The following is a 25643-nucleotide window of genomic DNA, read 5'->3' as shown; positions in this document are numbered from 1 at the left end:
ATAGCGTCCGCTTCTTTTCTGCTCATTTCTTGCCATGCGATTCTTTACAGGGCTGCACCAGCCCTCCGATGCTCGGCATTTCGAAGCTGCGTTCATCAGCGTCAACCGACTCCGGAACCGCAAGTCAGGATTCGTGGTCGGCGACTGGATTATGGACAGCGGCGCGTTTACGACCATTCTCAAGCACGGCGGCTATGTCGACCCGGTTAGCGCATATGCCGAGCAAATCAGACGATGGGCGATGAATGGCACCCTACTCGCGGCAGTCGCCCAGGACTACATGTGCGAAGCACACATGCTGAAAATTACAGGCATGACGATTGAGCAGCACCAGCAGCTCACGATCGAGCGCTACGATACCCTGACACAGTGCGATGTCCGTGGTGTCTACATCCTTCCTGTGCTGCAAGGCTACACGTGCGAGGACTATGTTCGACACATCGAGATGTACGGCAGACGCCTGAAGCATGGCGCATGGGCTGGAGTCGGCTCCGTGTGCAAGCGCAACGGAGATCCGCGCGCGATCGAACGAGTGTTGATGGCGATCAAGACCATACGGCCGGACCTTCGGCTGCACGGCTTCGGACTGAAATCGACGGCGCTATCGTCATGGATCGTGCGCGAGTTGCTGTACACGGCTGATTCAATGGCTTGGAGTTTTGCCGCCCGCAAGCAGGGCCGCAATGCGAATGACTGGCGCGAAGCCAAGGTCTGGAGCGACAGGATAAACTGCTGCTCCGAACCGACACAACGCGCTCTCTTCACTGCAGAGGAACTATGTACGTTTTGATCTATATCGCGGCGGTCGCAGTTGCGAACCTACTGGTCGCCCATTTTGGGCCAGCTGCTACACCGATCATTGCGTTTTTGCTTATCGGACTCGATCTCGCGATTCGAGATCGCCTCCACCTCGACTGGCGAGGCCGCGCCCTGTGGACGCGGATGTTTGCCTTGATAGCAACGGCAGGCCTAGTCAGCTATGTGCTCAATCCCGCGTCCAAAGAAATCGCATTGGCGTCGCTTGCGGCGTTCGGTGCCGCGGCAGTAGCAAGCGCAATTGTGTTCCAGCTAGCACGTCGCTTTCCGATCCTTACACGGGCGAACGGCGCGAACGTTGCGGGTGCCGCTGTCGACTCCATCATCTTCCCGCTTGTTGCCTTCGGGGCGATTTTTCCGGTGATTGCAGCGCTGCAGTTCGTCGCCAAAGTGGCCGGCGGAGCCCTATGGTCATGGGTTGTCTTTCGCAATGCTCGGGCAAGCAGACAACCGCCCGGGAAACACGGGTCGACAGCAAATCTCGTCAAGTGAAGTCGAAGAAGTCAGCCAACAGCAGACCGTTCTTGTTACGTTGCCGCACATCGATCCGAACTACCTCAACCCCGTCGATACCGAGCAGATCTGAGGATAGATCTCCACCTCCGTCCCACTCGAGATCATTAGTACCTTGATGGTTCGGGGAAAGCAGTGCGACACGCACGCGCTCTGGTTGAAAGAAATTGACGAACGCGTCAACAGTTGTGACAGCGTCGGGCATGCTCTTATACGCGGCGGGATGCAGCGGCCCAGCGAAGTTCCAACGCCCCCGGCCTCGCATTTTCTCACTGCTCTTGCTCAGAAAGTGATCGAGATTCTCGTCTGCTTCATGCGGCGAGGTCAGCCGTAGATAGAGGCGTCGCTCGTTGCTGAGGTAGTAATCGTCGTTTAGTTTCAGCTCGTCGGGGATCTTCCCATTTCGACCAAGTCTTTGATCGAGGAAGAGAGAGCGGAGCGTCGTACTCTTCCCATGATTTCTGGGCGCGATCACGAACAGAGCTCGCTCAAAATAAATCGCTGAAGTCGCTTGCTTCCCCATGTCTTTCCCCGATGTTGTTGGTCAGCTGATGATACAGCGGCTTCCGCGTTCTCCGATGAGTTCGACACTATCGCGCCCAGCGAGTCAGCGTCGGCACATTCCCAAAACACTCTGAATCCGACGCGTCGAACGTAGTGCCCTCCTTCGAGAGCAGCTCGTTAGGCGCCGACTGCCCAAGGATGCCGACGCCGATAGCGGCTGCTCCGAGAGTTGCGAAGCGTTCAGCGCGGAACAGCTGAAGCTCTTCGACTTCACCGAGATTCCGGCCTGACCTACTGAGAGACCACCATCATGACCATCAACGAAAAGAGCCCTGCTCCCGAACTGGCGAGCGAGGCAGCGGACAGTGGTGCTCACCCTGACCGCGAGACCATTGTCGACACACGCGTCACCAGTGGCAATGAGACGGGTGCGGAAGGCGCGGCAGCCCATCTACGAGAAGACCAAGAGCAATGCGACGCTCACTCGGGTAGTCTACCGCGCCCCGCAAGCTCCCGCGAAGGCCGACTCACCTGCCAATGCGAGAGAAGCGCAGCAGCTGGGCGACAAGGTGACGGCACTCATCGCAGCCGCAGCGCAGGTCGTTGAAGCTGACCGCACTTGCGCTCTGGACGATTCCGACATCAACGCACTGGCCCGAACCATCGACGCCGCCCGCGCCCACGGAGGCGACACTCCTGAAGATCACCGATTACGTCAGCGAGTCCTCAAAAGTCGGAGTTCGTGACCAAGAGAGGCGATTCGGCTCCTGCGAGCGCTTTCGCTGTCGCTATTCGAGCAATCTGAGACATATTGGTCGATAGCGCCTTTTCGTCGCCCTCCCTCGTGCCGTCCGAGCCGAACACATCACCCAGGCATTCATGAGTGACTTGCACCTGAAAGGTTTTACTGCCGATCTGGTGATGGAAGACCAAATCGCTGTCGCGACGGAGATATGTCCAACCGAACGAATTCGTCATGGCAGAGCATCCCATTTGCCGAAAGCGATGCGAGCTAGCGCCGGACGTCGCTTTCCGAGATCCTGAATTCAACTACATCAGCCGCATTCTTTTGTATCACTCGCCCCGCAATTTCGAGAATCCGCTGCAGGTTTTCGGAGAAAGCTCTGTTGTAGTCAACCGAAAGCGGATCGTCGCCAGACAGATACAGAAGGGCATTGTGAGAGATCCTGCCATCGTAATCGTTACCATCAAGCCGAACGCGAAAGCGAACTGGGTCGCCAGTCGTGTCCCATTTCCGAACGAATTCGATTCCGTGTGACATGGCACTCTCCCTCGAGCTTTTCGCTGTTGGTCGCTGAGCTGTCGATTAGCCGTATCGGCTGAGCCACTCTACCGAGAAGTTCTTCGCATACTCGACCGCTTCGGCTTCCGTAGCGAACTCGCCGAGCTGGCGAAACGCCGCCTCCCGGCTGAAACCCAATTTCGTTACCTCGACCTGGGCGGCGTACTTGCCGTCGTCGGTCACGCGCGGCTCGCAGTTCATCTCGTACCCGCGCATCACAAATTTCTTCTGCATTGGTTCAACGCTTATTTGAGACAGAGGGATCGTAGCATGATCGACTCACCTACTCTGATTGCGCCCGCCCCCTACGTCACGGTGGCGCTCGCCGCCGTGATTACGGGCCTCAGTGAGAAAGCCATCCGTCGAAAGATCGAAGACGGAAAGTGGCTCGACGGTCGCGAGTACCGGCGCTCGCCTGACGGCGGAATCTTCATTTCCATCAAGGGGTATCAACTATGGGTAGAACAAGCGGCGGCGTAGAGATTCGCACGACGTCCATCCGACTGAACTTCACGCTCGACGGCAAGAGAGAGCGGCAAACATTGATGCTGAACGGCAAGCCGATGCCCCCAACTCCAGCAAACGTGAAGTACGCCCACCGCCTGATTGCTGAGATTGTCGATCGGATCCGACTCGGAACGTTCACCCTGGTCGAGTATTTTCCGACCAGCGGAGCCCCGAGCGCTCTCACTGTCGGCAGTTGGCTCGATACGTGGCTCGCCGCTCAGAGAATCGAACTCTCGACGAAAGACGGATACGAAAGCGCTATCCGATTTTGGAAAGCCGCGGCCTGTGACAAGAATCAAAGTCCGCTCGGGCCGACTCCACTTCGCAAACTGAAGTTGAGTCACGTCTTGACAGCGATTGCGGGCCGGCCTGACCTGAGTGGAAAAACGATCAACAACTATGTTTCGGTACTGAGAAAGGCGCTCGACCTTGCAGTGTCCGACAACGTGCTGACTGAGAATCCCGCCGCGGATGTGCCTCGCGCCAAGCACCAGAAGCCCCCGCCCGATCCATTTTCTCGCGACGAGTCGGAAAAGGTCATCGGTGAAGCTGAACGCGCTTACGCCGGGCAAGTCCACAACCTCATCGAGTTCTGGTTCTGGACCGGCCTACGCACGTCCGAAATTTTCGGCCTACAGTGGCGGAACGTGGATCTGCAGAGCGGGACAATCTTGGTTGCGGAAGCGCTTGTGCGCGGCGAGCACAAGGATCGAACGAAGACGGCAGTCGCGCGCACCGTCCGCTTGAACAGCCGGGCGCTTGGCGCGTTGACCCGTCAGCGCTCATTCACTCAGATTGCTGGCACCGCAATTTTCCACGATCCGAGGTACAGCACGCGATGGGAAGATGAGCGCGCATTCCGACGCAGTTTCTGGACGCCCATTTTGAAACGACTCGGAATTCGCTATCGCCGCCCTTACAACATGCGACATAGCTACGCGACAGCAATGCTGATGGCCGGAATGACCCCAGCCTTTTGCGCGAAACAGCTCGGACACAGCATCGAGATGTTTCTGACAACGTACGCGAAATGGATGGATGGCGAGCAGAACGCTCTAGAGATGGCGAGGCTCGAATCGACACTAGTGTCCCCGAGTTGTCCCCCGCAAAGCAAAACAGGCGCCTAAGCGCCTGTTTTGTTAATGCATTCTTTGGGGTGGCTGATGGGACTCGAACCCACGACGACAGGAATCACAATCCTGGACTCTACCAACTGAGCTACAGCCACCACTGATACCGCTTTGTTTCTCCGCTGTTTTGTTTCAGCAGCGAAGAAGCAAGATTATACGAAGTCTTTTGAATCTTGCAAAGCCTTTTTTTCGAAAAATTCGTCGGCGTCGTTCAGATACGCGCGTGCCTCGTCGAACACGCCCAGATCGCCGCGCGCGAGCTTCTTGTTGTCGGACAGCACACGACGCCAGCCGCGCGCGCCGGGCATGCCGCGATACAGTCCGAGCGCGTGCCGCACGATCGCGCCGAGGTAGGTCCCGCGCTTCAGTTCGGCTGCGCAGTATTCGATCAATTGCGCCTCGGCCGCTTCGCGCGTCGGCGCCGCTGCGGTCGATCCGTAGAAGCGCGCATCGACCTCCGCAAGCACGTACGGGTTGTGATACGCCTCGCGGCCGAGCATCACGCCATCGACATGCTCGAGATGCTGCGCGACCTCGTCGAGCGTCTTGATGCCGCCGTTGATGACGATCTCCAGCGACGGGAAATCGCGCTTCAACTGATACGCATAGTCGTACTTGAGCGGCGGAATCTCGCGATTCTCCTTCGGCGACAGCCCCTTCAGGATCGCGTTGCGCGCATGCACGACGAACGTTTCGCAACCGGCCTCGGCCACCGTGCCGACGAAGTCGCGCACGAATGCATAGTCCTCGACCGCGTCGACACCGATCCGGTGCTTGATCGTAACCGGCACCGACACCGCATCGCGCATCGCCTTCACGCAGTCGGCGACGAGCTGCGGCTCGTTCATCAGGCAAGCACCGAACGCGCCGCGCTGCACGCGCTCGGACGGACATCCGCAATTCAGGTTGATTTCGTCGTAGCCCCACTGCTCGCCGAGCTTCGCGGCGCGCGCGAGATCGTCGCGTTCGCTGCCGCCGAGTTGCAGCGCGACCGGAGATTCGTTAGGCGTGAAAGCGAGATGCCGCTGGGCATCGCCGAACAGCAGCGCGCCCGTCGTGATCATCTCCGTATACAGCCACGTATCACGCGTCAGCGTACGGTGGAACGACCGGCAATGGCGATCGGTCCAGTCGAGCATGGGCGCGACGGATACGCGGCGGGGAGGAAGCGAGGACGGTACGGACATGAATTTCGGGCAACAGGCCAGGCGGCGCGGAAACAACCCGACATTTTACCGCAACACGGGCGACACCTGCCCGGCACCCGGGCTACCCCTCGCCCAGTTCCGCATCGACCGCCCGCCGCGCCTCGTCGAGCACCCGCTCGATCACGCGTCGTTCGGTCAGCAGCATCCCGTCGACCTTGACGAGCCGCCAGTCGATCCGCACGGCATTGCCCTGCAACACGCGGTAATGCGCATGCTCGCCGTCCCAGACCTGCTCGGTCTTCACCTCGATCTCGAAGCCGCGGTACGGCTCGCTGAAATCGCCGAGGTCGCTGCCTTTCGGTTCCATCGCACGCTCCGGGGCAACGCAGCGCCAGGCCGCCCGCGCAGCCGGCGCCGTACGCTCAATCGTATTCGTTGGACAAAAAGGATTTGCCATCGGCCGTCAGGTCAACCCGGTCGGCCGCCGCCTGATAGATCAGCCCCTCGTTCAGCAACGCGTAGACGACGTCGTCGAACGCGGCAGGAACCGGCCGGCTTTCGCCGAACTGGTCGATCCACTTCAGCGCCTCGATGGCTTCGGGGGAAAGGATGGGGGTCATGCGTTGGCCTCCGGCATCGGTGTCGCTCCATCCTAGCACTTCGTCCGGACGCCGAATACCGCGGCAAACGCGCTGCGGGATGCCGGGCGACGCCAACGGGCATGCTGCCCGCCGACGCCGCACCAGCGCAGGAAACGCGCGCTCAGAGACGCGCGATCGATACTTCGGTCGATTTCACGAGCGCGACGACTTCCGCGCCGACCTTCAGTTCGAGCTCGTCGACCGAACGGGTCGTGATCACCGACGTGACGATGCCGAACGGCGTCTCGACGTCGACCTCGGACACGACCGGCCCGCGGATGATCTCCTTTACCTTGCCTTTGAACTGGTTACGCACGTTGATTGCAGTGATGCTCATCGGGTTGATCGCTCCGAAGAAAAGAGTCTCAGAACGGGCGGCCGGTGCCGCCCGGATTTAAACGGCCCAGCGGATCTGCCCGACCGGTCGAACGTTGTCTGCTTCATGCGCCGTGCCCTGGTCGGCCGCGCCGGGGCCGCCGGCGAGCACGCGTTTCAGCACGCGATCCTCCAGCGCCGCAAACGCCGCCGATGCGCGGGCACGCGGCCGGTCGAGCGGCACGGGCTGGTCGAGCGCCACGCGCCCCTGCTCGATGAGCAGGATGCGGTCGCCGAGCGCGACGGCCTCCTGCACGTCGTGCGTGACGAGCAGCGCGGTGAACCGATGTTCGCGCCACAACCGCTCGATCAGCGCATGCATTTCGATGCGGGTCAGCGCGTCGAGCGCGCCGAGCGGCTCGTCGAGCAACAGCAGTTGCGGCCGGTGCACGAGCGCGCGGGCCAGTGCGACGCGCTGCCGCTGGCCGCCCGACAGTTGCGCAGGCCAGTCGTTCGCACGTTCCAGCAGGCCGACTTCATCGAGCACTGCGCGCGCTTCGTCGCGTGCGCCGCGCCCGAGACCCAGCATCACGTTCTGCAGTACGGTCTTCCACGGCAGCAGGCGCGCCTCCTGGTACATGATCCGCATATCGAGCGCGCCGCCACCCTCGCCGCGCGTCACGAGCGCGCCGCTGCTCGGCTGCTCGAGTCCCGCGACGAGGCGCAGCAGCGTCGATTTCCCGCAGCCGCTGCGGCCGACGATCGCGACGAAGCTGCCGCGCGCGATGCCGAGATCGATGTTGTCGAGCACGGTGCGCGCGCCGAAGCGCTTGCTGACGCCCGACAGCGTCACCGCGTCGTCGGGTGCCGGGCTTCCCGCTCGCCGCCGCGCGAGCGGAACGACCGATGCGCTGCCGTCGCGATCGAGGATCGCCGCGTCTCGCGCGTCGCCGTCCGCGACACGTGCCTGCGCAAGCTCGGCCTCGAGGTCTGCGCCGGCGAGCGGGCCGTAGGCGGCCGCCGAAGTCGTCGCATTCATGCCTTTGCTCCTGATTGGTAAGCGGGGTGCCAGCGCAGCGTCACACGCTCGAGCCATTTCGCCAGCACATCGGCCAGCTTGCCGAGCACCGCGTACAGCAGGATGCCGACCACCACCACGTCGGTTTGCAGGAATTCGCGCGCGTTCATCGTCATGTAGCCGATGCCCGACTGCGCGGAGATCGTTTCCGCGACGATCAGCATCACCCACATCAGCCCGAGCGCGAAGCGCACGCCGACGAGGATCGACGGCAACGCACCGGGCAGGATCACGTCGCGGTACAGCGCAAAACCACGCACGCCGTAGCTCTTCGCCATCTCGATCAGGTTCGCGTCGACCGAGCGGATCCCGTGGTACGTGTTGATGTAGACCGGAAAGAACACACCCAGCGCGACGAGGAACAGCTTCGCCCTCTCGTCGATGCCGAACCACAGGATCACGAGCGGAATCATCGCGAGCGCCGGGATGTTGCGGATCATCTGGATCGTCGAATCGAGCGCGACCTCGGCGGCCTTCGACAAGCCGGTCGCGAGCCCCAGCGCGAGGCCGACGCCGCCGCCGATCGCGAAGCCGAACAGCGCGCGCCACGTGCTGACCTTCACGTTCACCCACATTTCGCCCGACGTCACGAGCGACCAGGCCGCGCGCACGACCGCAACCGGCTCGGGCAGTACGCGGGTCGACAGCCAGCCGACGCGCGCGCCGACTTCCCATCCAACCAGCAGCGCGAGCGGCACGAGCCACGGCGCGATGCCGCGCCATGCGCGGGCGGCCACGGCGGCGCCCGTCGTCGATGTTTTCGTTGTCATCGCAGGACTCCCCTCGTTCAGCTCTGGCTCGCCTTCGGCAGATAACTGTTGCCGACGATCTCGCCGAACGGCCCCGACAGCGGGCCAGTCGCCCGCTCCGCGCCCTTGCCCTTGATCAGCGGGAACACGAGTTCGGCGAAGCGATACGATTCCTCGAGGTGCGGGTAGCCGGACAGAATGAACGTCTCGATGCCGAGATCAGCGTATTCGCGCATGCGTTCCGCGACCTGCTCGGGATTACCGACGAGCGCGGTACCCGCGCCGCCGCGCACGAGACCGACGCCGGCCCACAGGTTCGGATACACCTCGAGCGCGTCGCGGCCGCCACGCTTGCCGCCGTGCAACGCGGCCATCCGGCGCTGGCCTTCCGAATCCATGTTCGCGAACGCTTTCTGCGCACGTGCGATCGTGTCGTCGTCGAGACGGCTGATCAGGCGCTCGGCATCGCGCCACGCTTCGTCCTCGGTCTCGCGCACGATCACGTGCATGCGAATGCCGAATCGGATCTTGCGGCCGCGCGCCTCCGCACGGGCGCGGATGTCCGCGATCTTCTTCGCGACGGCCTCGGGCGGCTCGCCCCAGGTCAGGTAGGTATCGATGTGATCGGCCGCGATCTCGTGCGCGGCCGGCGACGAACCGCCGAACCACAGCGGCGGATGCGGACGCTGCACCGGCGGATAAAGCGCCTTGCCGCCCTTCGACTGCAGGTGCTTGCCGATATAGTCGAAGCCACCGTTGTCGTGCGACGCGGATAGCAGCCCGCGCCAGATGTTCAGGAAATCGTCGGTGATCTCGTAGCGCGTATCGTGATCGGCGAACAGGCCGTCGCCTTCGAGTTCGGCGGCATCGCCGCCCGTCACGACATTGATCAGCAAACGGCCGCCCGACAGACGGTCGAACGTCGCGGCCATCCGTGCCGACAGCCCCGGCGACGCGATGCCGGGACGGATCGCGACCAGGAACTTCAGACGCTGCGTCGCCGGGATCAAGCTCGACGCGACGACCCACGCATCCTCGCAGGAACGGCCGGTCGGCAGCAGCACGCCGTCGTAGCCGAGCGTGTCGGCCGCCACGGCAACCTGCTTGAAATAAGCGTAATCCGCGGCGCGCGCGCCTTCGGCCGTGCCGAGATAGCGGCTGTCGCCATGCGTGGGGATAAACCAGAACACATTCATCTGCTGCTCCTGCTTGACTGTCCTTGCCGGAATTTGAAAAAACATCGCCCTGCTCGCGTCGCGGATGAGCGACGCATGCATGGTGTGCGTTCGAATCGGGATGGCTCGCCGGTCAGGCCGTGCAGCGGGCGAGGACGCGATTGCACGGCTGTTTCTGGGAAATCAGTCTAGGGATCGGTGCAGGGCTTTGGAACGATTTTTTTGAGCTTAGGTTTTCCGCTTTCGTGATTAGCACGACGCTGGAGCGAATATCGCGGCGGCCGGGCCCTATAATGACGCACCTATCCGAATAACTCCGCGCGGACGGCCCCGGCCGTGCGCGCCAGCGGTGCACTCATCGATGCAGAAAGTCATCCTGCCATTCCTGTCCGGCTTCCTGGCCGCCCTGTTCTTCCGCGAAGCCACGCTCGCACTCCTTCACACGGCTGACCTGATCGCCGCAACCGGCTTCTCCACGCAGCCGTTCGCGCCGCTCGGCATTCCTGAATTTGTCGCGAATGCGCTGATCAGCGCGTGCTGCGCGATCCCGATGGCGTGGCTGCTGCGGGTCTCGCCGGAGCGCGAGGCATCGTGGATCGGCGCGCTGGTGTTCGGCGGCATCGTGCTGACGGCCGCCCGCGTGTTCGCGATCGATCCGCTGCGCGGTATCTGGCCGTCGGGCAACATGATGCCCGTGCTCGCGGCCGGCTTCGCGGCGAACGCGGTATGGGGCTTCGGTGCGCTCGTGTTCATGCGCGCGTTCATGTCGGACGACGCGGGCGACGCGTAACCCGGCCCGGTCTCCACGCCCTTCGATCGCAGTCGAATCGACGCCCATCAACGCAAAGGCCGCCTGCACATGCACGCGGCCTTTGCATTTCGATTCCGTGCTTGACTCGGCCCGGCCGACGTCAGTCCCGCAGATTCCGCAGCGGATGCGTATCGGGCGTCCACGGGCTGTCGAACATTGCGAGCACGTCTGCACGATCGATGTCGGCGACCGATTTGAAGCGCCAGACCGGCTGCTGATCCTTGTCGACGATCAACGCGCGCACGCCTTCGATCACGTCGCCATGCGCGAACGTCGAGCGCGTGAGATCGAGATCGCGCCGCAGGCAATCGGCCATCGTCGCGCCGCGTGCACGCTCGACGACTTCGAGCGACACGGCCATCGACAGCGGCGACAGCTGGCCGCGCATCGCGTGGGTCGCCTTCTCGACCCATCCGTCGACGGCCGCGCAATCCTGCTCGTCGTCGAGCGACGCGAGGATCGCGCCGATATCCGGCTGCGCGAAATGCCGGTCGATCCCGGCGCGCGCATCGGCCAGCGCCGACGTGTCGGGCGTCGGCACGACCTTGTGCGCGGCAGCCGCGTCGGCCACGCAGGCGACGGCCTGCGCGCCGTTGTCGAGGCGCGTGCTGCGCAGCGTGTCGAGCAGCGCCGGCAGCGCGGCATCGGGCAGATAGACGTCGGCGAGCTGCGCGTACAGCGCGCCGGCCGCGTCGAGCGGCGCGCCGGTCACGGCGAGATAGCGGCCGATCGCGCCGGGCGTGCGTGCGAGAAACCAGCTCATCCCGACGTCCGGGAACAGGCCGATGCGCGTTTCGGGCATCGCCATCTTCGTCGAGTCGGTCACGACGCGCAGGCCGCCCGTATGCCGCGCCGCCTGCGAAATGCCCATGCCGCCGCCCATCACGACGCCGTGCATCAGCGCGATGTAAGGCTTCGGATACGCGAAGATCGCATGGTTCAGCGTGTATTCCTCGATAAAGAACGTGTCGACCGCATCGCGGTCGCCGCGCTGCCACGCGTCGTGGAAGAAGCGCACGTCGCCGCCCGCGCAGAACGCACGTGGATGCGGGCTGTGCACGACGACCGCGACGACCTCGGGATCGTCGCGCCACGCGTCGAGCGCCTGCTGCATCAGCCGGATCATGCCGACCGACAGCGCGTTCAGCGCCTTCGGCCGGTTCAGTTCGAGAAAGCCGATGCGGTTCTCGACATACGCGCGTACGTCGGGCTGGGCGGATTCGGCGGAAACGGCAGCGGAAGTGGAGTCGGTCATGAGGGCCATCCGGCAAATGGCAGTCGCACGCTCAGTGCGCCTGCATCTTCGAGAACAGGTTCAGCACCACGACACCCGCGATGATCAGCCCGAGTCCGATCACCGCCGGCACGTCCGGCACCTGACGATAGAGCAGCATCGCGACGAGCGTGATCAGCACGATGCCGGCGCCCGACCAGACTGCATAGATGATGCCGACGGGCATCGTGCGCAGTGTCAGCGACAGGCAGTAGAACGCGATGCCGTAACCGGCGACGACGAGCGCCGACGGCCAGAAGCGCGTGAAGCCGTCCGCCGCGCGCAGCGCGGACGTGCCGATCACTTCCGCGACGATCGCGATCGCGAGCCATGCGTATCCGGGAAGCTGCATCGCTCAGCTCCTTGCGAGGGCCAGTACGGCGTAGTCGTGACCGAGCTCGGCACACAACGCCTCGACGACGAATTCGTGGTCCGCGCGCTGCGGCAGCCCCGACGCGGTGACCGAGCCGATCACGCCGGCGCCGGCGACGGTCAGCGGAAACGCGCCGCCGTGCGGCGCATACTCGGCGATCGGCAGCCCGTGCTTGTCCGCCAGCGTGGCGCCGGCCTGCTGCATGCGCAGGCCGATTGCATACGAGCTGCGGCGGAAATGCGCGACGACGTTGCGCTTGCGGCGCACCCAGTCGGCGTTGTCGGGCGTCGCGCCGGCGAGCGCCGCGTAAAACAGCGGCTGGCCGAACGTGACGATGTCGATTGCGATTGCATAGCCGCGCGTCGTCGCGAGCGCATGCATCCGGTTGCCCAGCGCCCACGCGCGGGCCGGGTCGAAATGGGGAAACACGAGCGCCTGTTCCTGCGCGCCGATCGATTGCAGATCGTGAGCGATGTCCATGAATCCGTCGATGCAGTAAGGTGAGTCGCAACGGCGCCGATGCGATCGCGCACGGCGCCATTGCCGAAGGGGCGAAACAAACCGCTCGATTCTAGCGCACGCGCCCGCCGTACCGTCCCCGCCAGACGCGACACGGGATTGTCAGAAAGTGCTTGCACGCGCTCGGTTACCACCTTATAATTCATTTCTTCGACGGACGCGGGGTGGAGCAGTCTGGCAGCTCGTCGGGCTCATAACCCGAAGGTCGTAGGTTCAAATCCTACCCCCGCAACCAAACGTCCAGATTCGTGCAAAAAGCCCGGCCCCGTGCCGGGCTTTTTGTTTTTCCGCACACGATCCCCGCCCCTCTTCGCGCACCCGCGCCCTCCGCTTCGCGCGGCACGCCGCCCGCATGCGCAGGCGTTCGAGAATGCCACGCCCCGGTGATACACTCGCATCACCTCGTCCCTTCCACTCGACATGAAATTCTGCTCCGTCTGCGGTCACGAAGTCATCGCGCGCATTCCTCAGGGCGACAACCGCGAGCGCTTCGTCTGCGATCACTGCGGCACGATCCATTACCAGAATCCGCGCAACGTCGTCGGCACGGTCCCGGTCTGGGGCGATCAGATCCTGCTGTGCCGCCGCGCGATCGAGCCGCGCTACGGGTTCTGGACGCTGCCCGCGGGCTTCATGGAGATGGGCGAGACGACGGCGGAAGCCGCCGTGCGCGAAACGCTCGAGGAAGCCGGCGCGCGCGTCGAGGTGCAGAACCTGTTCACGCTGCTCAACGTGCCGCACGTGCACCAGGTCCACCTGTTCTACCTCGCGCGACTCACCGACCCGGCTTTCGAAGCCGGCGAGGAAAGCCTCGAAGTGAAGCTGTTCGACGAAGCCGACATCCCGTGGGACGAGATTGCGTTCCCGACCGTCAGCCAGACCCTGCGCTTCTTCTTCGCCGATCGCGCCGCGGGCGACTACGGCGTGCACACCGGCGATATCTTCCGCTCGCTGCGCAACGGCTGAGCCCGCGCCCCATGGTCCCCTGGCTCGGCCCGGACGATCCGTTTCCGCCCATCGAACGCGCGCTCGGGCCCGCGACCGGCGCGCCCGGGCTGCTCGCCGCGAGCGCCGACCTGCTGCCGTCGCGCCTCATCGACGCGTACCTGCGCGGCATCTTCCCGTGGTATTCCGACGGCCAGCCCGTGCTGTGGTGGAGCCCCGACCCGCGCATGATCCTCGTGCCGGCCGAATTCAAGGTGTCGCCTTCGCTGCGCAAGACGCTGAAGCGCGTGCTGCGCGAGCCCGAATGGGAAGTGCGCGTCGATCACGACTTTCCGGGCGTGATGCGCGCCTGCGCACAGGCGCCGCGCCGCGGGCAGCGCGGCACGTGGATCACGGCCGAGATCATCGACGCGTATACGTCACTCTACCGCTCCGGCAACGCGCACAGCATCGAGACCTGGCACGACGGGCGCCGTGTCGGCGGCCTGTACGGCGTGTCGTTCGGGCGGATGTTTTTCGGCGAGTCGATGTATGCGGACGTGACCGACGCATCGAAGATCGCGCTGGCCGCGCTCGTCGCGCACCTTCGCGGGCAGGGGCTGGAGATGATAGACTGCCAGCAGAATACGTCGCATCTAGCGTCGCTCGGCGGCCGCGAGATCGCACGCAAGGCCTTTGTCGCTCACGTGCGCGGCGCGGTAGCCGAACCGCCGATTCCGTGGCAGTTCGACAAGCGCGTGCTCGCCGCGCTGACGGGCCCCGCCGAAACGGTGGCCCTTTCCGGGATCGAGCGCTAGCGCGGCACTCCCTCCCTGCATCGAGAGCTGCCCATGACTCACCCGACTGAGCTGCCGCTTTCACCGCTTTCGGCGCTGCAGTTCTATGCAACGGCGCCCTATCCGTGCAGCTATCTGGACGGCCGCATCGCGCGCTCGCAAGTCGCGACGCCGAGCCACCTGATCAACTCCGACATCTACACCGAACTCGTGAAGGCCGGCTTCCGCCGCTCGGGTGTCTTCACGTATCGCCCGCACTGCGACGGCTGCCGCGCATGCGTGCCGGTGCGCGTGCCCATCGATGCGTTCGTGCCGTCGCGCACGCAGCGCAGGATGTGGAAGCGGCACCGCGCGCTCGTCGCGACGGTTTCGCCGCTGCACTACGACGAAGAGCACTATGCGCTCTACATGCGCTACCAGTCTGCGCGCCACGCGGGCGGCGGCATGGATCGCGACAGCCGCGACCAGTACGAGCAGTTCCTGCTGCAGAGCCGGATCAACTCGCGCCTCGTCGAATTCCGCGATCTCGACGCGCCGGGCGGCGAGCCCGGCAAGCTGCGCATGGTCAGCATGATCGACATCCTCGGCGACGGGCTGTCGTCCGTCTATACGTTCTTCGAGCCCGACGATCGGCACACGAGCTACGGCACCTACAACATCCTGTGGCAGATCGAGCAGGCGAAGAGCCTCGGCCTGCCGTACGTGTACCTCGGCTACTGGATCCGCGAGAGCCCGAAGATGGCCTACAAGGCGAACTTCCATCCGCTCGAAGGGCTGATCGACGGCCGCTGGAAGATACTCGATCCGGAACGGATCGACCTGCCGCCCGTCGACGCGGCGCTGGCCCGCGCACCGTTGCCGGGCGGGCATTCCGGCGCGGATTGACGCGCACTGCGGGGCTGACGAAGCGAAGCGCGCCCCTGCAGCGCAACTCCCGGTAAAATAGCGGGTTGTCATTCATTCCGGCTGTCCGCCCAATTCCCGTGTTCAGTTCCCTCTATCCGCTGGCCCGCGCATCCCTGTTCAAAATGGATGCGGAAGACGCTCACCACCTCACGCTGCGCGCGCTCGGCGCGGCCGGCCGCACGGGCCTCGCCTGCGCGCTGTCGGCCCGCGTGCCCGACGCGCCGCGCACCGTGATGGGGCTCACGTTCCGCAACCCGGTCGGCCTCGCGGCTGGCCTCGACAAGGACGGCGCGGCCATCGACGGCCTCGCGGCGCTCGGCTTCGGCTTCATCGAGGTCGGCACGGTCACGCCGCGCCCGCAGCCCGGCAACCCGCGCCCGCGGATGTTCCGCCTGCCGCAGGCCGACGCGCTGATCAACCGGATGGGCTTCAACAACCACGGCGTCGACCAGTTCGTGAAGAACGTCCAGGCCGCCCGCTATCGCGGCATCCTCGGCCTGAACATCGGCAAGAACGCCGATACGCCGATCGAGCGCGCCGCCGAGGATTACCTGTACTGCCTCGAGCGCGTGTACCCGTTCGCGAGCTACGTGACGATCAACATCTCGTCGCCGAACACGAAGAACCTGCGCCAGCTGCAAGGCGCGGGCGAGCTCGATGCACTGCTCGCGGCGCTGAAGGACAAGCAGCAGCGCCTCGCCGACCTGCACGGCAAGCTCGTGCCGCTCGCGCTGAAGATCGCGCCCGATCTCGACGACGAACAGGTCAAGGAAATCGGCGACACGCTGCTGCGCCACAAGATCGAGGCGGTGATCGCCACCAACACGACGCTGTCGCGCGCCGCCGTCCAGGGCTTGCCGCATGCGGACGAAGCCGGCGGCCTGTCGGGCCGCCCCGTGTTCGACGCATCGAACGAAGTGATCCGCAAGCTGCACGCCCAAGTCGGCAGCGAAGTGCCGATCATCGGCGTCGGCGGCATTTTCTCGGGCGAGGACGCGCGTGCGAAGCTCGCAGCCGGCGCGGCGCTCGTCCAGCTCTATACGGGCTTCATCTATCGCGGCCCCGCACTCGTCGCCGAATGCGTGAAAGCCATCGCCCGCGAGCGCGCCGCGTAATATAGGCATAAACAAACGATATTTAGAGTTCGATTGCGTTTTCGCTATCATCGGCCCTATTGTCAGACTCAAGCGCCCCGCTGGGGCAAGGAAGCTCACACGATGAAATTTTCGCTGCTGAAGAAGCTGCTGGTTGCCGGTCTGATCGGCACGTCGTTCGCCGCCGCCACCGCACATGCGGCCGACCTCCTCGACCAGGTGAAACAACGCGGCACGCTGCGGATCGGCCTCGAAGGCACGTTCCCGCCGTTCAACTCGAAGAACCCGCAAGGCGAACTCGTCGGCTTCGACGTCGACATCGCGAAGGCCGTGGCCGCGAAGCTCGGCGTGAAGGCGGAATTCGTGACGACCGAATGGAGCGGCATCATCGCGGGCCTGCAGGCCGGCAAGTTCGACGTGATCGCCAACCAGGTCGGCATCACCGACAAGCGCAAGGAGACGCTCGACTTCTCGCCGGCGTACACGTATTCGTCCGCGCAACTGATCCAGCGCAAGGACGACACGCGCCAGTTCAAGTCGCTGGACGACCTGAAAGGCAAGAAGCTCGGCGTCGCGCTCGGCACGAACTACATGGACATGGCGAAATCGGTGCCCGGCATCGACGTGAAGACGTACCCGGGCGCCCCCGAGTACCTGCGCGATCTCGCGGCCGGCCGCCTGGACGCGGCGCTCAACGACCGCCTGATGCTCGCCTACCTGACGAAGAATTCGCAGCTGCCGCTGCGCCCGGGCGCGAACGTCGGCTCGGCGAACCCGTCGGGCATCCCGTTCAAGAAGGACAACCCGAAGTTCCAGAAGGCGATCGACGACGCGATGGCGCAACTCGAGGCCGACGGCACGTTCACGAAGATCTCCGACAAATGGTTCGGCATCGACGTGACGAAGCCGATCAAGTAAGCACGCCTGCATTTCCCGCCTGACGGCGGGCCGGAAAGGGCGGCATCCGCAACGATGCCGCCCTTTGTTTTATTCGTCCGGTTTATGATTGCGCTTTCGCGCACGCATTCGATTCGTATTCCATGTCGACAACGTCCCTGCTAGTCCAATCGCTGCCGGTGCTCGCCCAGGGCGCCGTACTGACCGTCAAGTTCGCCGTACTGTCGATGGTGTTCGGCCTGCTTGGCGCCGTCGTGCTCGCGATGATGGGCATCCGGCAGAGCGAAGCGCTCGACGGCTTCGAACGCATCTGGGTCAACGTGCTCGCATGGCTTGCGCGCGCGTATGTGAGCCTGATGCGCGGCACGCCGCTGCTCGTGCAGATCTTCGTCATCTATTACGGGCTGCCGAGCCTCGGCATCTCGCTCGACCCGACGCCGGCCGGCGTCATCGCGCTGTCCGCGAACGTCGCGGCTTACATGTCCGAAAGCATGCGCGGCGCCATCAACGGGATCGCGCGCGGCCAATGGCTCGCCGCGTACAGCCTCGGGCTGTCATGGGGGCAGACGCTGCGCTACGTGATCGGTCCGCAGGCGCTGCGCATCGCCGTGCCGAGCCTGTCGAACAGCCTGATCAGCCTGATCAAGGACACGTCGCTCGTGTCCGTGATCACCGTGACCGAACTGCTGCGCAGCGCGCAGGAAGTGATCGCGGCGACCTATCAGCCGCTGCCGCTCTATCTCGCCGCCGCAGCCGTGTACTGGATCCTGTGCCAGATCCTCGAATGGGTGCAGCGCTGGTACGAAAAGCGCCTGTCGCTGCCGTCGCGGCACTGAGCGCACGCCATCCGCCGGGCACGCGTGCCCGGCGCCCCCACCTTTCCGCCTACTCGCCCGAATAACGCACGCCGAGCACGGCGCGCGCCGCATCGGTCATCGCGATCATCTGCCGCGAATGGTCGTGCGTCATGATCGGGCTTTCGGTTTCGCCCGCGCGCAGCAGATCGCAGAAATGCGCGGTCTCGTAGTTCAGCCCGCCGCCGTCGACCGGCGCGTCGAGCTCGACCGTCCGCCCGTCCGCATAACGGATCGTCGCGCGTGCGGGGTTCCACCACTTCTCGTGAATCGTCACGTGCCCGCCGGCCGCGGCGATCAGCGCGTCGCCGCGCCCCATCACATCGAGCCCGCAAAAGAGCTGTGCGATCCCGCCGTTCGCATGCAGACTGTTCAGGCTCGCGAACATGTCGACCCCCGTCGTGCCGACGCGGCCGAGCGTCTGCACGTCGAGCGCCGCGCCGAGCCAGTCGACCGCGAGAAACGCCTCGTAGATCCCGATATCGAGCAGCGCGCCGCCCGCGCGATCGAGGCGATAGACGGAATGGTCGTCCGGTACGGACGACGATGCGCACCCCGCGCGCACGAGCCGGATCTCGCCGATCGGATCGTCGTGCAGGTGCGCACGCAATTGACGGTACAGCGGAAAGAACGGCGGCTTCATCGCTTCCATGAAAAGCCGCCCGGCGTCGCGTGCCGCACGCAGCACGGTGTCGAGTTGCGCCGCGTTCAACGTCGCGGGCTTTTCGCACAGCACGGCGTTGCCGGCGGCAAGCGCGGCCAGCGTGTACTGCGCGTGACTATCATGGAGCGTCGCGATGTAGACCGCGTCGATATCGCTCGCGAGGAGCGCTTCGAGGCTCGTGGCGGGCGTGCCGCCGCAAGTTCCGCAAAAGGCTGCCGCCGCGTCGGCGCGGCGGGCCCAGGCACCGGCGAGCGTGGCACCCGGCACGTGCGCGAGGCTTTGCGCGAAGCGGCGCGCAATGCCGCCTGCGCCGACGATGCCGAAGCGCACCGGGCGATGGTCGTTGTCGTTCATCCTGATCTTCCGTGTCGGTCGTATGACGGTAGCCGGCACGCTGCCGGCCGGCCGTCATGATAAACGGCTCGCCAGCACACGGATGAGCGACGCGAACAGCGTCAGGCGCGCACGGGCACATCGACGGAGAAATCGCGCGAGATCTCGTCGGCACTGAAATCGATCAGTGCGAGCGATGCCGCTTCCGCCTCGCGCGGATCGCGCCGCTCGATCGCATCGACGACACGCCCATGCGCCTTCACCACGATGTCGTGCGCCCCCTCCTTCTGCACGACGCGCGGATTCACGAGTCGCACCGCACCGCGCACGATCGCCGCCATCTGCTGGAAGAACTGGTTGCCGCTCGCCTGGACGATCCGCGTGTGCAGCAACTCGTCCGCCGTGTCGTAGCCGGGATCGCCCGGCTGCAGCACCTTGAACGCATCGAACGCTTCGCGAATGCCCGCGATGTCGGTCGCCGTCGCACGCACCGCCGCCTGCGCGGTCGCGCGCGGTTCGATCAGCATCCGAAATTCGATGACGTCGCGCATGAACTGCGGATCGGGTTTTGCTCGAAATCGCCAGCTCACCACGTCTTCGTCGATCATGCGCCAGTCGCGCATCGGCCGCACGCGCGTGCCAACTTTCGGCCGCACGTCGAGCATGTCGCGCGCAAGCAACATCGACAACGCTTCCCGCATCACAGTGCGACTCACGTCGAACTCTTTCGACAACACGTCCTGTGGCGGCAGGATGCCGCCGTACTTGTCTTCGACGATACCCGAGACAAGCCCATCCATCACTTTGGCGACCAGTGACCGGTCTTTGCCCTGCTCCATGACACCTCCCCGTGCGTCGATTTGCGAACACCTGCTCCGCAGTTCCGCCGGCCCTGTTTACTACTGTTCTTATGATCTATAAGTTGATGATTTCGGGGATATTTCGCTATCTGGTAAACACCTGACAGGGTTATCCCTCTTTTTGACGGGGTGATTTATAAGGCTTCAAAAAAGGCCCGGGAAGCGCGCTGCGCCTGCCAGGCCCCGATTTCCACAAGATTTAAACATCCAATCCATTACGGTCGACAACGTGCCGCTACGGACTGCTTTTCATTTCTTTCAATTAGCCGAATAAACGATCGTTTCAACGCCGTTTTCCGTGCCGAGCAAGCACAGATTCGCGCCGCGCTCGGCAAACAGGCCGACCGTCACGACGCCCGGCCATGCGTTCACCTGTGCCTCAAAGCCGCGCGGATCGGCGATCTGCAGCCCCTTCACGTCGATGATCTCGTTGCCGTTGTCGGTGATGGTCGGCGCGCCGTCCTTCGTCACGCGCAGCACGGGCACGCCGCCGAGCGCGGTCACGCGCCGGCCGATCGCCGTGCGCGCCATCGGCACGACCTCGATCGGCAGCGGGAACGCGCCGAGCACCGGCACCCGCTTGCTGGCGTCCGCGATGCAGACGAACGTGTCGGCCACCGACGCGACGATCTTCTCGCGCGTCAGCGCGCCGCCGCCGCCCTTGATCATCGCGCCGCCCGCATCGATCTCGTCGGCGCCGTCGACGTACACCTGCAGCGAGTCGACCTCGTTCAGGTCGAACACCTTGATGCCGTGCGATTTCAGGCGCTCGGTCGTTGCGACCGAGCTCGACACGGCGCCGCGATAGCGCGACTTGACGACGGCGAGCGCGTCGATGAAGCAGTTGGCGGTCGAGCCGGTGCCGACGCCGATCACGGCGCCTTCCGGCACGTTCTGGATCACGTAATCAGCGGCGGCCTGGCCGACGAGGCGTTTGAGTTCGTCTTGAGTCATGGAGTGGTAATGCTGCGGGATTGCGGAAAACCGCCAGTTTACCGGACTCGGATGACGGCCCGCGTTTTTCGGCCCGCGGCGCGCGGTGCGCGGCGTGTTCAGGGCGCGCCGGCCGCGGGCGCGTTGTCCGCCGGTTGCGTGTCGGGGAAGTACTTGTCGAGCAACGCCTGCGCGATCGCGTCGCTTTCGGCATCCGGATTGCCCGCATAGTCGGATGGCCTGAAATGCATCTGGAACGCCGCGAACACGCGTCGCGTGCGTGCGTCGAGCACGCCGTCGGCCGGCACGTCGTAGCCGTAGCGCGCGAGCTTGAGCTGCAGTTCGCGCACATCGACCAGCGCGTGCGGGTCGCGGCCGCCGAGCCGCGCAGCAACGGCCGCATCGTCTGGCCATGCGCCGACACCGGCCTGTGCAAGCGCATGCCACGGAAACAGCGGCCCCGGATCGATCTTGCGCTGCGGCGCGATGTCGCTGTGCCCGACCACGCGCGTCGGCGGAATCCCGTAGCGCGCGACGATGTCCTTCGACAGGCGGGTCAGCGCTTCGACCTGTTCGGGCGGGTACGGCTGCCAGGTGCGATTCTGCGGATCGAGCGGGCCGCGGTTCACGTTCTCGATGCCGATCGACGCCGCGTTCAGTTCGGTCGTGCCCTGCCACTCGCTGACGCCCGCATGCCATGCGCGTTTCGATTCCGGAACGAGCTGGTAGACGACCGGCATCCCGTGCTCGATGCGCGGCTGCGGCGGCACGACGTAATGCACGCTGACCGAATCGCCCGTCAGCGTGCGCAGCGATTTCGCTTCGTCGCTTTCGGTGTAATGCATCACGAGAAAGCGGATCCGCGAATCGGCACCGCGCGCGGGCAGGCTCGTGTCGGCGTAGTAAGTGCCGCGTTCGACGAGCGACGGCGCCGTGCAGGCAGCCAGCAGGCACAGCACGGCGCATGATGCGCCAACGCGCAACAGGGTCATCGGTGGCGAGCTCCGGAGAGCCGCGTGCCGCATCGCATCGCGGCACGGGGCGTCGGGGCATGCCAGGCGCGCGCACATCGCGCGAGACCGGGCTGCGTCAGCCCTTCACGCGCCGCTGGCGCACGGCTTCGTACAGGCACACGCCACTTGCGACCGACACGTTCAGGCTTTCCACGCTGCCGGCCATCGGGATGCTCATCACGTTGTCGCAGGTGTCGCGCGTGAGCCGGCGCATGCCTTCGCCTTCCGCGCCCATCACGAGCGCGACGGGGCCGTCGAGCTTCGTTTCGTAGAGCGTTGCCGACGCCTCGTCCGACGTACCGATGATCCACACGCCGGCTTCCTTCAGCTCGCGCAGCGCGCGGGCGAGGTTTGTCACCGTGATGTACGGCACCGTATCGGCAGCGCCGCTCGCCACCTTGGCCGCGGTCGCGTTCAGGCCGACTGCACGGTCGCGCGGCGCGATCACCGCGTGCGCGCCGGCCGAATCGGCGACACGCAGGCATGCGCCGAGGTTGTGCGGATCGGTGACGCCGTCGAGCACGAGCAGCAGCGCGGGGCCCTGGATGCCGTCGAGCAGCTCGGACAGGTTCTGCGCGAGCGGGACGTCCTCGACTCGCGCGACGACGCCCTGGTGGCGCTCGGTATGGGCGAGGCCCCACAGGCGCGTTTCGTCGGCCGCGATCAGCCGCACGCCCGCTTCTTTCGCGGTGTGCAGGAAGTCCTGCATGCGGCGGTCGCGGCGCGTCTGGTCGTACAGCACCTCCGCAACCGTCGATGCATCGTGCCGCAAACGTGCGGTCACCGCATGAAAACCGTAAAGAACCTTCAGACGTGACATGACTGGAACAACCTTCGATCAAACGTGCGGCCGCGCGACGCGCGCAGCCGCGATCCATGGAAAAGGAAAGCGCCGCGTTGCCGGCCGATGACCGGTGACGCGGCGTCTTTCGATACTGCGGGGCATGCGCTTGCGCCGCCCCGAACGCTCAATACTTCTTGCGGGTGCGCGACTTCTTCGCAGTCGGCTTCGCCGCCGCACCGCCACCGCCACCGCCACTGCCGCCCTTCTTCTTCGCGGCAACATGTGCAGCGCGCGCGTCATTCACCGCGCCGCTCGGCGTGCTCGCGGCCTTCCTGCGACGCGGCACGGGCTCCTCCGCCTGCGGCAGCGCATGCACGCGCGGGCCGTTGCGATCGGCACCGGCGCCTGCGGCAGCCGGCGCGGGCGCCGGACGCGGCGCCTTCACCGGCGTATCGCGCACGAGGCGGAAGTCGATCTTGCGCGCGTCGAGATCGACGCGGCTCACCTGCACGCGCACGCGGTCCGACAGGCGATAGCGGATACCCGTCCGTTCGCCGCGCAGCTCGTTCTTGATCTCGTCGTACTGGAAATAGTCCGAGCCGAGTTCCGTGACATGCACAAGCCCTTCGATGAACAGCGTGTCGAGCTGGACGAAGATGCCGAACGACGTCACGCCGTTTACCATCCCGCCGTACTCCTCGCCGAGCTTGTCGCGCATGAAGTAGCACTTGAGCCATGCCTCGACGTCGCGCGACGCTTCGTCCGCACGCCGCTCGTTCGCCGAGCAGTGCAGGCCGAGTTCTTCCCAGATCGCGACGTTCGAACGCGAGCGGTTCTTCGCCTCGTCGTCGGCCTGCTGCATCGCGCGGGCGCGCGGCGACAGCGCGGTGTTCAGCTCGAAGCCGTCCGGCTCCTTCGGCACGTACTTCTTGCCGGACAGGATCGCGTAGATCGCGCGGTGCGTGAGCAGGTCGGGATAGCGGCGAATCGGGCTCGTGAAATGCGCGTACGCCTCATACGCGAGACCGAAGTGGCCGATGTTGTCCGGGCTGTAGACGGCCTGCTGCATCGAACGCAGCAGCATCGGCTGCAGCATCTGCGCGTCGGGCCGATCGCGGATCTGCGCCATCAGCGCCGCGTAGTCGCTCGCATGCGGCTTGTCGCCGCCGCCGAGCGACAGGCCCATGCCGCGCAGGAACGCGCGCAGGTTCTCGAGCTTCTCCGGCGTCGGCCCCGCGTGCACGCGGTACAGGCCCGGATGCTTGTTGCGCTTCAGGAAATCGGCCGCGCAGACGTTCGCGGCCAGCATGCATTCCTCGATCAGCTTGTGCGCATCGTTGCGCTGGCGCGGCACGATCTGCTCGATCTTGCCCTGCGAGTTGCAGACGATGTAGGTCTCGGTCGTATCGAAGTCGATCGCGCCGCGCTTCTGCCGTGCGGTGAACAGCGACTTGTAGACGCCGTACAGGTTCTGCAGGTGCGGCAGCAGGTCCGCTCGACGCGCGGCCTCCGGCCCCTTCGTGTTCGACAGCACGGCCGCGACTTCGGTGTACGTGAGGCGCGCAGCCGAATGGATAACGGCCGGATAGAACTGGTACGCCTTGATCTCGCCGCGCGCGGTGATCACCATGTCGCACGCGAGCACGCAGCGGTCGACCTGCGGATTCAGCGAGCACAGGCCGTTCGACAACTTCTCCGGCAGCATCGGGATCACGCGGCGCGGGAAATAGACCGACGTGCTGCGTTCGAGCGCATCGGCATCGAGCCCGCTGCCCGGCTGTACGTAGTGCGACACATCGGCGATCGCGACGATCAGCCGGAAGCCGTCGCCGCGACCGACCTTGACCGGCTCGCAGTAGACGGCGTCGTCGAAGTCGCGTGCATCCTCGCCGTCGATCGTCACGAGCGGCACGTCGCGCAGGTCGACGCGGAAACGCAGGTCGGCCGGCAGCACCTTGTCGGGCAGCGCTGCGGCGCCGTCAAGCGCCGGCTGGCTGAATTCATGCGGCACGCCGTACTTGCGCACCGCGATTTCGATTTCCATGCCCGGATCGTCGATATCGCCGAGCACTTCGACGACACGGCCGAGCGGCTGCGAATGACGACTCGGGAAATCGGTCAGCTCGACGACGACGACCTGCCCGACTTTCGCCTTCTTCACGTTCTGCGTGATCATGATGTCGTGGCCGATGCGCTTGTCTTCCGGCGCGACGATCAGCGCACCGTTCTCGTTGAGCAAGCGGCCGATCACGCGCTTGTTCGCGCGTTCGGTGACTTCGACGACATGTCCTTCCGGGCGGCCGCGGCGATCGTAGCCGACGATCCGCGCGAGCACGCGATCGTTGTGCATCACCTTCTGCATTTCGCCGTTCGGCAAAAACAGGTCGTCCTGACCGTCGTCGCGGATCACGAACCCGTAGCCGTCACGATGCCCCTGCACGCGCCCGGCGACGAAGTTCGACGGATGGGTCAACTGGTAGTGGCCGCGCTTGTCGAGGCGGATCTGGCCGTCGCGTTCCATCGCAGCGACACGCCGGAAGAACCCCTCGCGCTCCTGACGCTTGATCGACAGTGCTTCGGCGATGTCGTTGGCGGCCAGCGGCGCGTCGCTCGTCCGCAGCACGCCGAGAATCTCTTCACGGCTCGGAATGGGGTACGGATATTTGCTCAAGGGTTTGTCGATGATTGTTCTCGTTGCGTTGACTGATGGTGCCCGGCATCAACATAGA

The 25643-nt window shown here is 64.9% G+C and carries 31 protein-coding genes and 2 tRNA genes; 12 read left to right on the top strand and 21 right to left on the bottom strand.

What is annotated here, in order from left to right:
* The first annotated feature begins 34 nt into the window (after nucleotides 1–34).
* Together CUJ89_RS08465 and CUJ89_RS08460 are read left to right on the top strand one after the other, a co-directional pair.
* A complete protein-coding gene (locus CUJ89_RS08465; protein WP_114176927.1) occupies nucleotides 35–790 on the top strand; it encodes a hypothetical protein in 756 nt (251 codons plus the stop codon).
* Nucleotides 778–1308: a VUT family protein gene (locus tag CUJ89_RS08460; protein ID WP_114176926.1), complete on the top strand. Its 531-nt coding sequence runs from the start codon at nucleotides 778–780 to the stop codon at nucleotides 1306–1308. The genes CUJ89_RS08465 and CUJ89_RS08460 overlap by 13 nt, the downstream gene beginning before the upstream one ends.
* Here CUJ89_RS08460 and CUJ89_RS08455 read toward each other — a convergent pair.
* The 4 genes from CUJ89_RS08455 to CUJ89_RS08435 all read right to left on the bottom strand — a co-directional run bounded on the left by CUJ89_RS08455 (nucleotide 1301) and on the right by CUJ89_RS08435 (nucleotide 3370).
* Nucleotides 1301–1852, bottom strand: coding sequence for a hypothetical protein (locus CUJ89_RS08455; RefSeq protein WP_114176925.1), 552 nt, complete (start codon nucleotides 1850–1852; stop codon nucleotides 1301–1303). The genes CUJ89_RS08460 and CUJ89_RS08455 overlap by 8 nt on opposite strands.
* 707 nt (nucleotides 1853–2559) lie before the next feature.
* Nucleotides 2560–2811, bottom strand: a complete 252-nt coding sequence (locus CUJ89_RS08445) for a hypothetical protein (protein ID WP_114176923.1) — start codon at nucleotides 2809–2811, stop codon at nucleotides 2560–2562.
* 34 nt (nucleotides 2812–2845) lie between these two features.
* A complete protein-coding gene (locus CUJ89_RS39060) occupies nucleotides 2846–3115 on the bottom strand; it encodes a DUF1488 family protein (protein WP_114176922.1) in 270 nt (89 codons plus the stop codon).
* Between the two features lie 45 nt (nucleotides 3116–3160).
* Nucleotides 3161–3370: a hypothetical protein gene (locus tag CUJ89_RS08435; RefSeq protein WP_114176921.1), complete on the bottom strand. Its 210-nt coding sequence runs from the start codon at nucleotides 3368–3370 to the stop codon at nucleotides 3161–3163.
* A 36-nt stretch (nucleotides 3371–3406) separates the two neighbouring features.
* Here CUJ89_RS08435 and CUJ89_RS08430 point away from each other — a divergent pair, with 36 nt between their 5' ends.
* Both CUJ89_RS08430 and CUJ89_RS08425 read left to right on the top strand, forming a co-directional pair.
* On the top strand, nucleotides 3407–3616 hold the full coding sequence (locus tag CUJ89_RS08430; RefSeq protein WP_114176920.1) for an excisionase: 210 nt from the start codon (nucleotides 3407–3409) through the stop codon (nucleotides 3614–3616).
* Complete coding sequence (locus CUJ89_RS08425; RefSeq protein ID WP_114176919.1) at nucleotides 3592–4770, top strand: site-specific integrase; 1179 nt, start codon at nucleotides 3592–3594, stop codon at nucleotides 4768–4770. Before CUJ89_RS08430 ends, CUJ89_RS08425 begins: the two co-directional genes overlap by 25 nt.
* A gap of 25 nt (nucleotides 4771–4795) precedes the next feature.
* On the opposite strand, the gene CUJ89_RS08420 is transcribed toward CUJ89_RS08425, so the two are convergent.
* The 8 genes from CUJ89_RS08420 to ssuD all read right to left on the bottom strand — a co-directional run bounded on the left by CUJ89_RS08420 (nucleotide 4796) and on the right by ssuD (nucleotide 9900).
* Nucleotides 4796–4871, bottom strand: a tRNA-His gene (locus CUJ89_RS08420).
* A gap of 54 nt (nucleotides 4872–4925) precedes the next feature.
* On the bottom strand, nucleotides 4926–5912 hold the full coding sequence (gene dusA, locus CUJ89_RS08415; RefSeq protein ID WP_236654945.1) for a tRNA dihydrouridine(20/20a) synthase DusA: 987 nt from the start codon (nucleotides 5910–5912) through the stop codon (nucleotides 4926–4928).
* A gap of 130 nt (nucleotides 5913–6042) precedes the next feature.
* Nucleotides 6043–6288, bottom strand: coding sequence for a hypothetical protein (locus CUJ89_RS08410; protein ID WP_114176917.1), 246 nt, complete (start codon nucleotides 6286–6288; stop codon nucleotides 6043–6045).
* A 55-nt stretch (nucleotides 6289–6343) separates the two neighbouring features.
* Nucleotides 6344–6541 (bottom strand): hypothetical protein, encoded by a 198-nt coding sequence (locus tag CUJ89_RS08405; RefSeq protein WP_114176916.1) that lies wholly within the window; start codon nucleotides 6539–6541, stop codon nucleotides 6344–6346.
* Between the two features lie 142 nt (nucleotides 6542–6683).
* A complete protein-coding gene (locus CUJ89_RS08400; RefSeq protein WP_006400187.1) occupies nucleotides 6684–6899 on the bottom strand; it encodes a TOBE domain-containing protein in 216 nt (71 codons plus the stop codon).
* 57 nt (nucleotides 6900–6956) lie between these two features.
* On the bottom strand, nucleotides 6957–7916 hold the full coding sequence (locus CUJ89_RS08395) for an ATP-binding cassette domain-containing protein (protein ID WP_114176915.1): 960 nt from the start codon (nucleotides 7914–7916) through the stop codon (nucleotides 6957–6959).
* Nucleotides 7913–8725, bottom strand: coding sequence for an aliphatic sulfonate ABC transporter permease SsuC (gene ssuC, locus CUJ89_RS08390; RefSeq protein WP_114176914.1), 813 nt, complete (start codon nucleotides 8723–8725; stop codon nucleotides 7913–7915). Before ssuC ends, CUJ89_RS08395 begins: the two co-directional genes overlap by 4 nt.
* Before the next feature lie 17 nt (nucleotides 8726–8742).
* Complete coding sequence (gene ssuD / locus CUJ89_RS08385) at nucleotides 8743–9900, bottom strand: FMNH2-dependent alkanesulfonate monooxygenase (protein WP_114178545.1); 1158 nt, start codon at nucleotides 9898–9900, stop codon at nucleotides 8743–8745.
* 340 nt (nucleotides 9901–10240) lie between these two features.
* Between ssuD and CUJ89_RS08380 the strand changes: the two genes are divergently transcribed.
* A complete protein-coding gene (locus CUJ89_RS08380; RefSeq protein ID WP_114176913.1) occupies nucleotides 10241–10669 on the top strand; it encodes a hypothetical protein in 429 nt (142 codons plus the stop codon).
* A gap of 121 nt (nucleotides 10670–10790) precedes the next feature.
* On the opposite strand, the gene CUJ89_RS08375 is transcribed toward CUJ89_RS08380, so the two are convergent.
* From CUJ89_RS08375 to CUJ89_RS08365, 3 genes are read right to left on the bottom strand one after another with little or no spacing between them, the layout of a single operon-like run.
* Nucleotides 10791–11945: an enoyl-CoA hydratase/isomerase family protein gene (locus tag CUJ89_RS08375; protein ID WP_114176912.1), complete on the bottom strand. Its 1155-nt coding sequence runs from the start codon at nucleotides 11943–11945 to the stop codon at nucleotides 10791–10793.
* Nucleotides 11946–11976: 31 nt separating this feature from the next.
* A complete protein-coding gene (locus CUJ89_RS08370) occupies nucleotides 11977–12315 on the bottom strand; it encodes a DMT family transporter (protein WP_006764441.1) in 339 nt (112 codons plus the stop codon).
* Between the two features lie 3 nt (nucleotides 12316–12318).
* The gene (locus CUJ89_RS08365) at nucleotides 12319–12816 is read right to left on the bottom strand and encodes a heme-degrading domain-containing protein (RefSeq protein ID WP_114176911.1); all 498 of its coding nucleotides are present in this window, start codon (nucleotides 12814–12816) and stop codon (nucleotides 12319–12321) included.
* 197 nt (nucleotides 12817–13013) lie between these two features.
* Between CUJ89_RS08365 and CUJ89_RS08360 the strand changes: the two genes are divergently transcribed.
* From CUJ89_RS08360 to CUJ89_RS08330, 7 genes are all read left to right on the top strand, one after another.
* A tRNA-Met gene (locus CUJ89_RS08360) sits at nucleotides 13014–13090 on the top strand.
* Nucleotides 13091–13275: 185 nt separating this feature from the next.
* On the top strand, nucleotides 13276–13821 hold the full coding sequence (locus CUJ89_RS08355; protein WP_114176910.1) for an NUDIX hydrolase: 546 nt from the start codon (nucleotides 13276–13278) through the stop codon (nucleotides 13819–13821).
* An 11-nt stretch (nucleotides 13822–13832) separates the two neighbouring features.
* Nucleotides 13833–14597: a leucyl/phenylalanyl-tRNA--protein transferase gene (aat, locus tag CUJ89_RS08350; protein WP_114176909.1), complete on the top strand. Its 765-nt coding sequence runs from the start codon at nucleotides 13833–13835 to the stop codon at nucleotides 14595–14597.
* A 33-nt stretch (nucleotides 14598–14630) separates the two neighbouring features.
* Entirely contained in the window at nucleotides 14631–15461 is an 831-nt protein-coding gene (locus CUJ89_RS08345; RefSeq protein WP_114176908.1) for an arginyltransferase, read from the top strand.
* A 98-nt stretch (nucleotides 15462–15559) separates the two neighbouring features.
* Entirely contained in the window at nucleotides 15560–16597 is a 1038-nt protein-coding gene (locus CUJ89_RS08340; RefSeq protein ID WP_114176907.1) for a quinone-dependent dihydroorotate dehydrogenase, read from the top strand.
* 102 nt (nucleotides 16598–16699) lie between these two features.
* Nucleotides 16700–17494, top strand: a complete 795-nt coding sequence (locus CUJ89_RS08335) for a cystine ABC transporter substrate-binding protein (protein ID WP_114176906.1) — start codon at nucleotides 16700–16702, stop codon at nucleotides 17492–17494.
* Nucleotides 17495–17616: 122 nt separating this feature from the next.
* Nucleotides 17617–18309, top strand: coding sequence for an amino acid ABC transporter permease (locus tag CUJ89_RS08330; RefSeq protein WP_114176905.1), 693 nt, complete (start codon nucleotides 17617–17619; stop codon nucleotides 18307–18309).
* Nucleotides 18310–18358: 49 nt separating this feature from the next.
* Here the strand turns inward: CUJ89_RS08330 and CUJ89_RS08325 are convergent, their stop codons facing one another.
* The 6 genes from CUJ89_RS08325 to rnr all read right to left on the bottom strand — a co-directional run bounded on the left by CUJ89_RS08325 (nucleotide 18359) and on the right by rnr (nucleotide 25585).
* Entirely contained in the window at nucleotides 18359–19345 is a 987-nt protein-coding gene (locus tag CUJ89_RS08325) for a Gfo/Idh/MocA family protein (RefSeq protein ID WP_114176904.1), read from the bottom strand.
* A 101-nt stretch (nucleotides 19346–19446) separates the two neighbouring features.
* Complete coding sequence (locus CUJ89_RS08320) at nucleotides 19447–20163, bottom strand: FadR/GntR family transcriptional regulator (protein WP_114176903.1); 717 nt, start codon at nucleotides 20161–20163, stop codon at nucleotides 19447–19449.
* A 279-nt stretch (nucleotides 20164–20442) separates the two neighbouring features.
* Complete coding sequence (gene rpiA / locus CUJ89_RS08315; RefSeq protein WP_114176902.1) at nucleotides 20443–21138, bottom strand: ribose-5-phosphate isomerase RpiA; 696 nt, start codon at nucleotides 21136–21138, stop codon at nucleotides 20443–20445.
* A gap of 98 nt (nucleotides 21139–21236) precedes the next feature.
* The gene (locus CUJ89_RS08310; RefSeq protein WP_114176901.1) at nucleotides 21237–22109 is read right to left on the bottom strand and encodes an N-acetylmuramoyl-L-alanine amidase; all 873 of its coding nucleotides are present in this window, start codon (nucleotides 22107–22109) and stop codon (nucleotides 21237–21239) included.
* Nucleotides 22110–22206: 97 nt separating this feature from the next.
* A complete protein-coding gene (gene rlmB / locus CUJ89_RS08305; protein ID WP_114176900.1) occupies nucleotides 22207–22950 on the bottom strand; it encodes a 23S rRNA (guanosine(2251)-2'-O)-methyltransferase RlmB in 744 nt (247 codons plus the stop codon).
* A 148-nt stretch (nucleotides 22951–23098) separates the two neighbouring features.
* Nucleotides 23099–25585 carry a ribonuclease R gene (gene rnr, locus CUJ89_RS08300; RefSeq protein ID WP_114176899.1) on the bottom strand — a complete coding sequence of 829 codons (2487 nt, stop codon included), beginning with the start codon at nucleotides 25583–25585 and terminating at the stop codon, nucleotides 23099–23101.
* Between the last annotated feature and the right edge of the window lie 58 nt (nucleotides 25586–25643).

The sequence above is a fragment of the Burkholderia pyrrocinia genome (genome assembly GCF_003330765.1).
GTDB lineage: Bacteria > Pseudomonadota > Gammaproteobacteria > Burkholderiales > Burkholderiaceae > Burkholderia > Burkholderia pyrrocinia_B.
The sequence above is the reverse complement of the archived record's forward strand: the minus strand, read 5'-3'. Positions and strand labels throughout refer to the sequence as shown.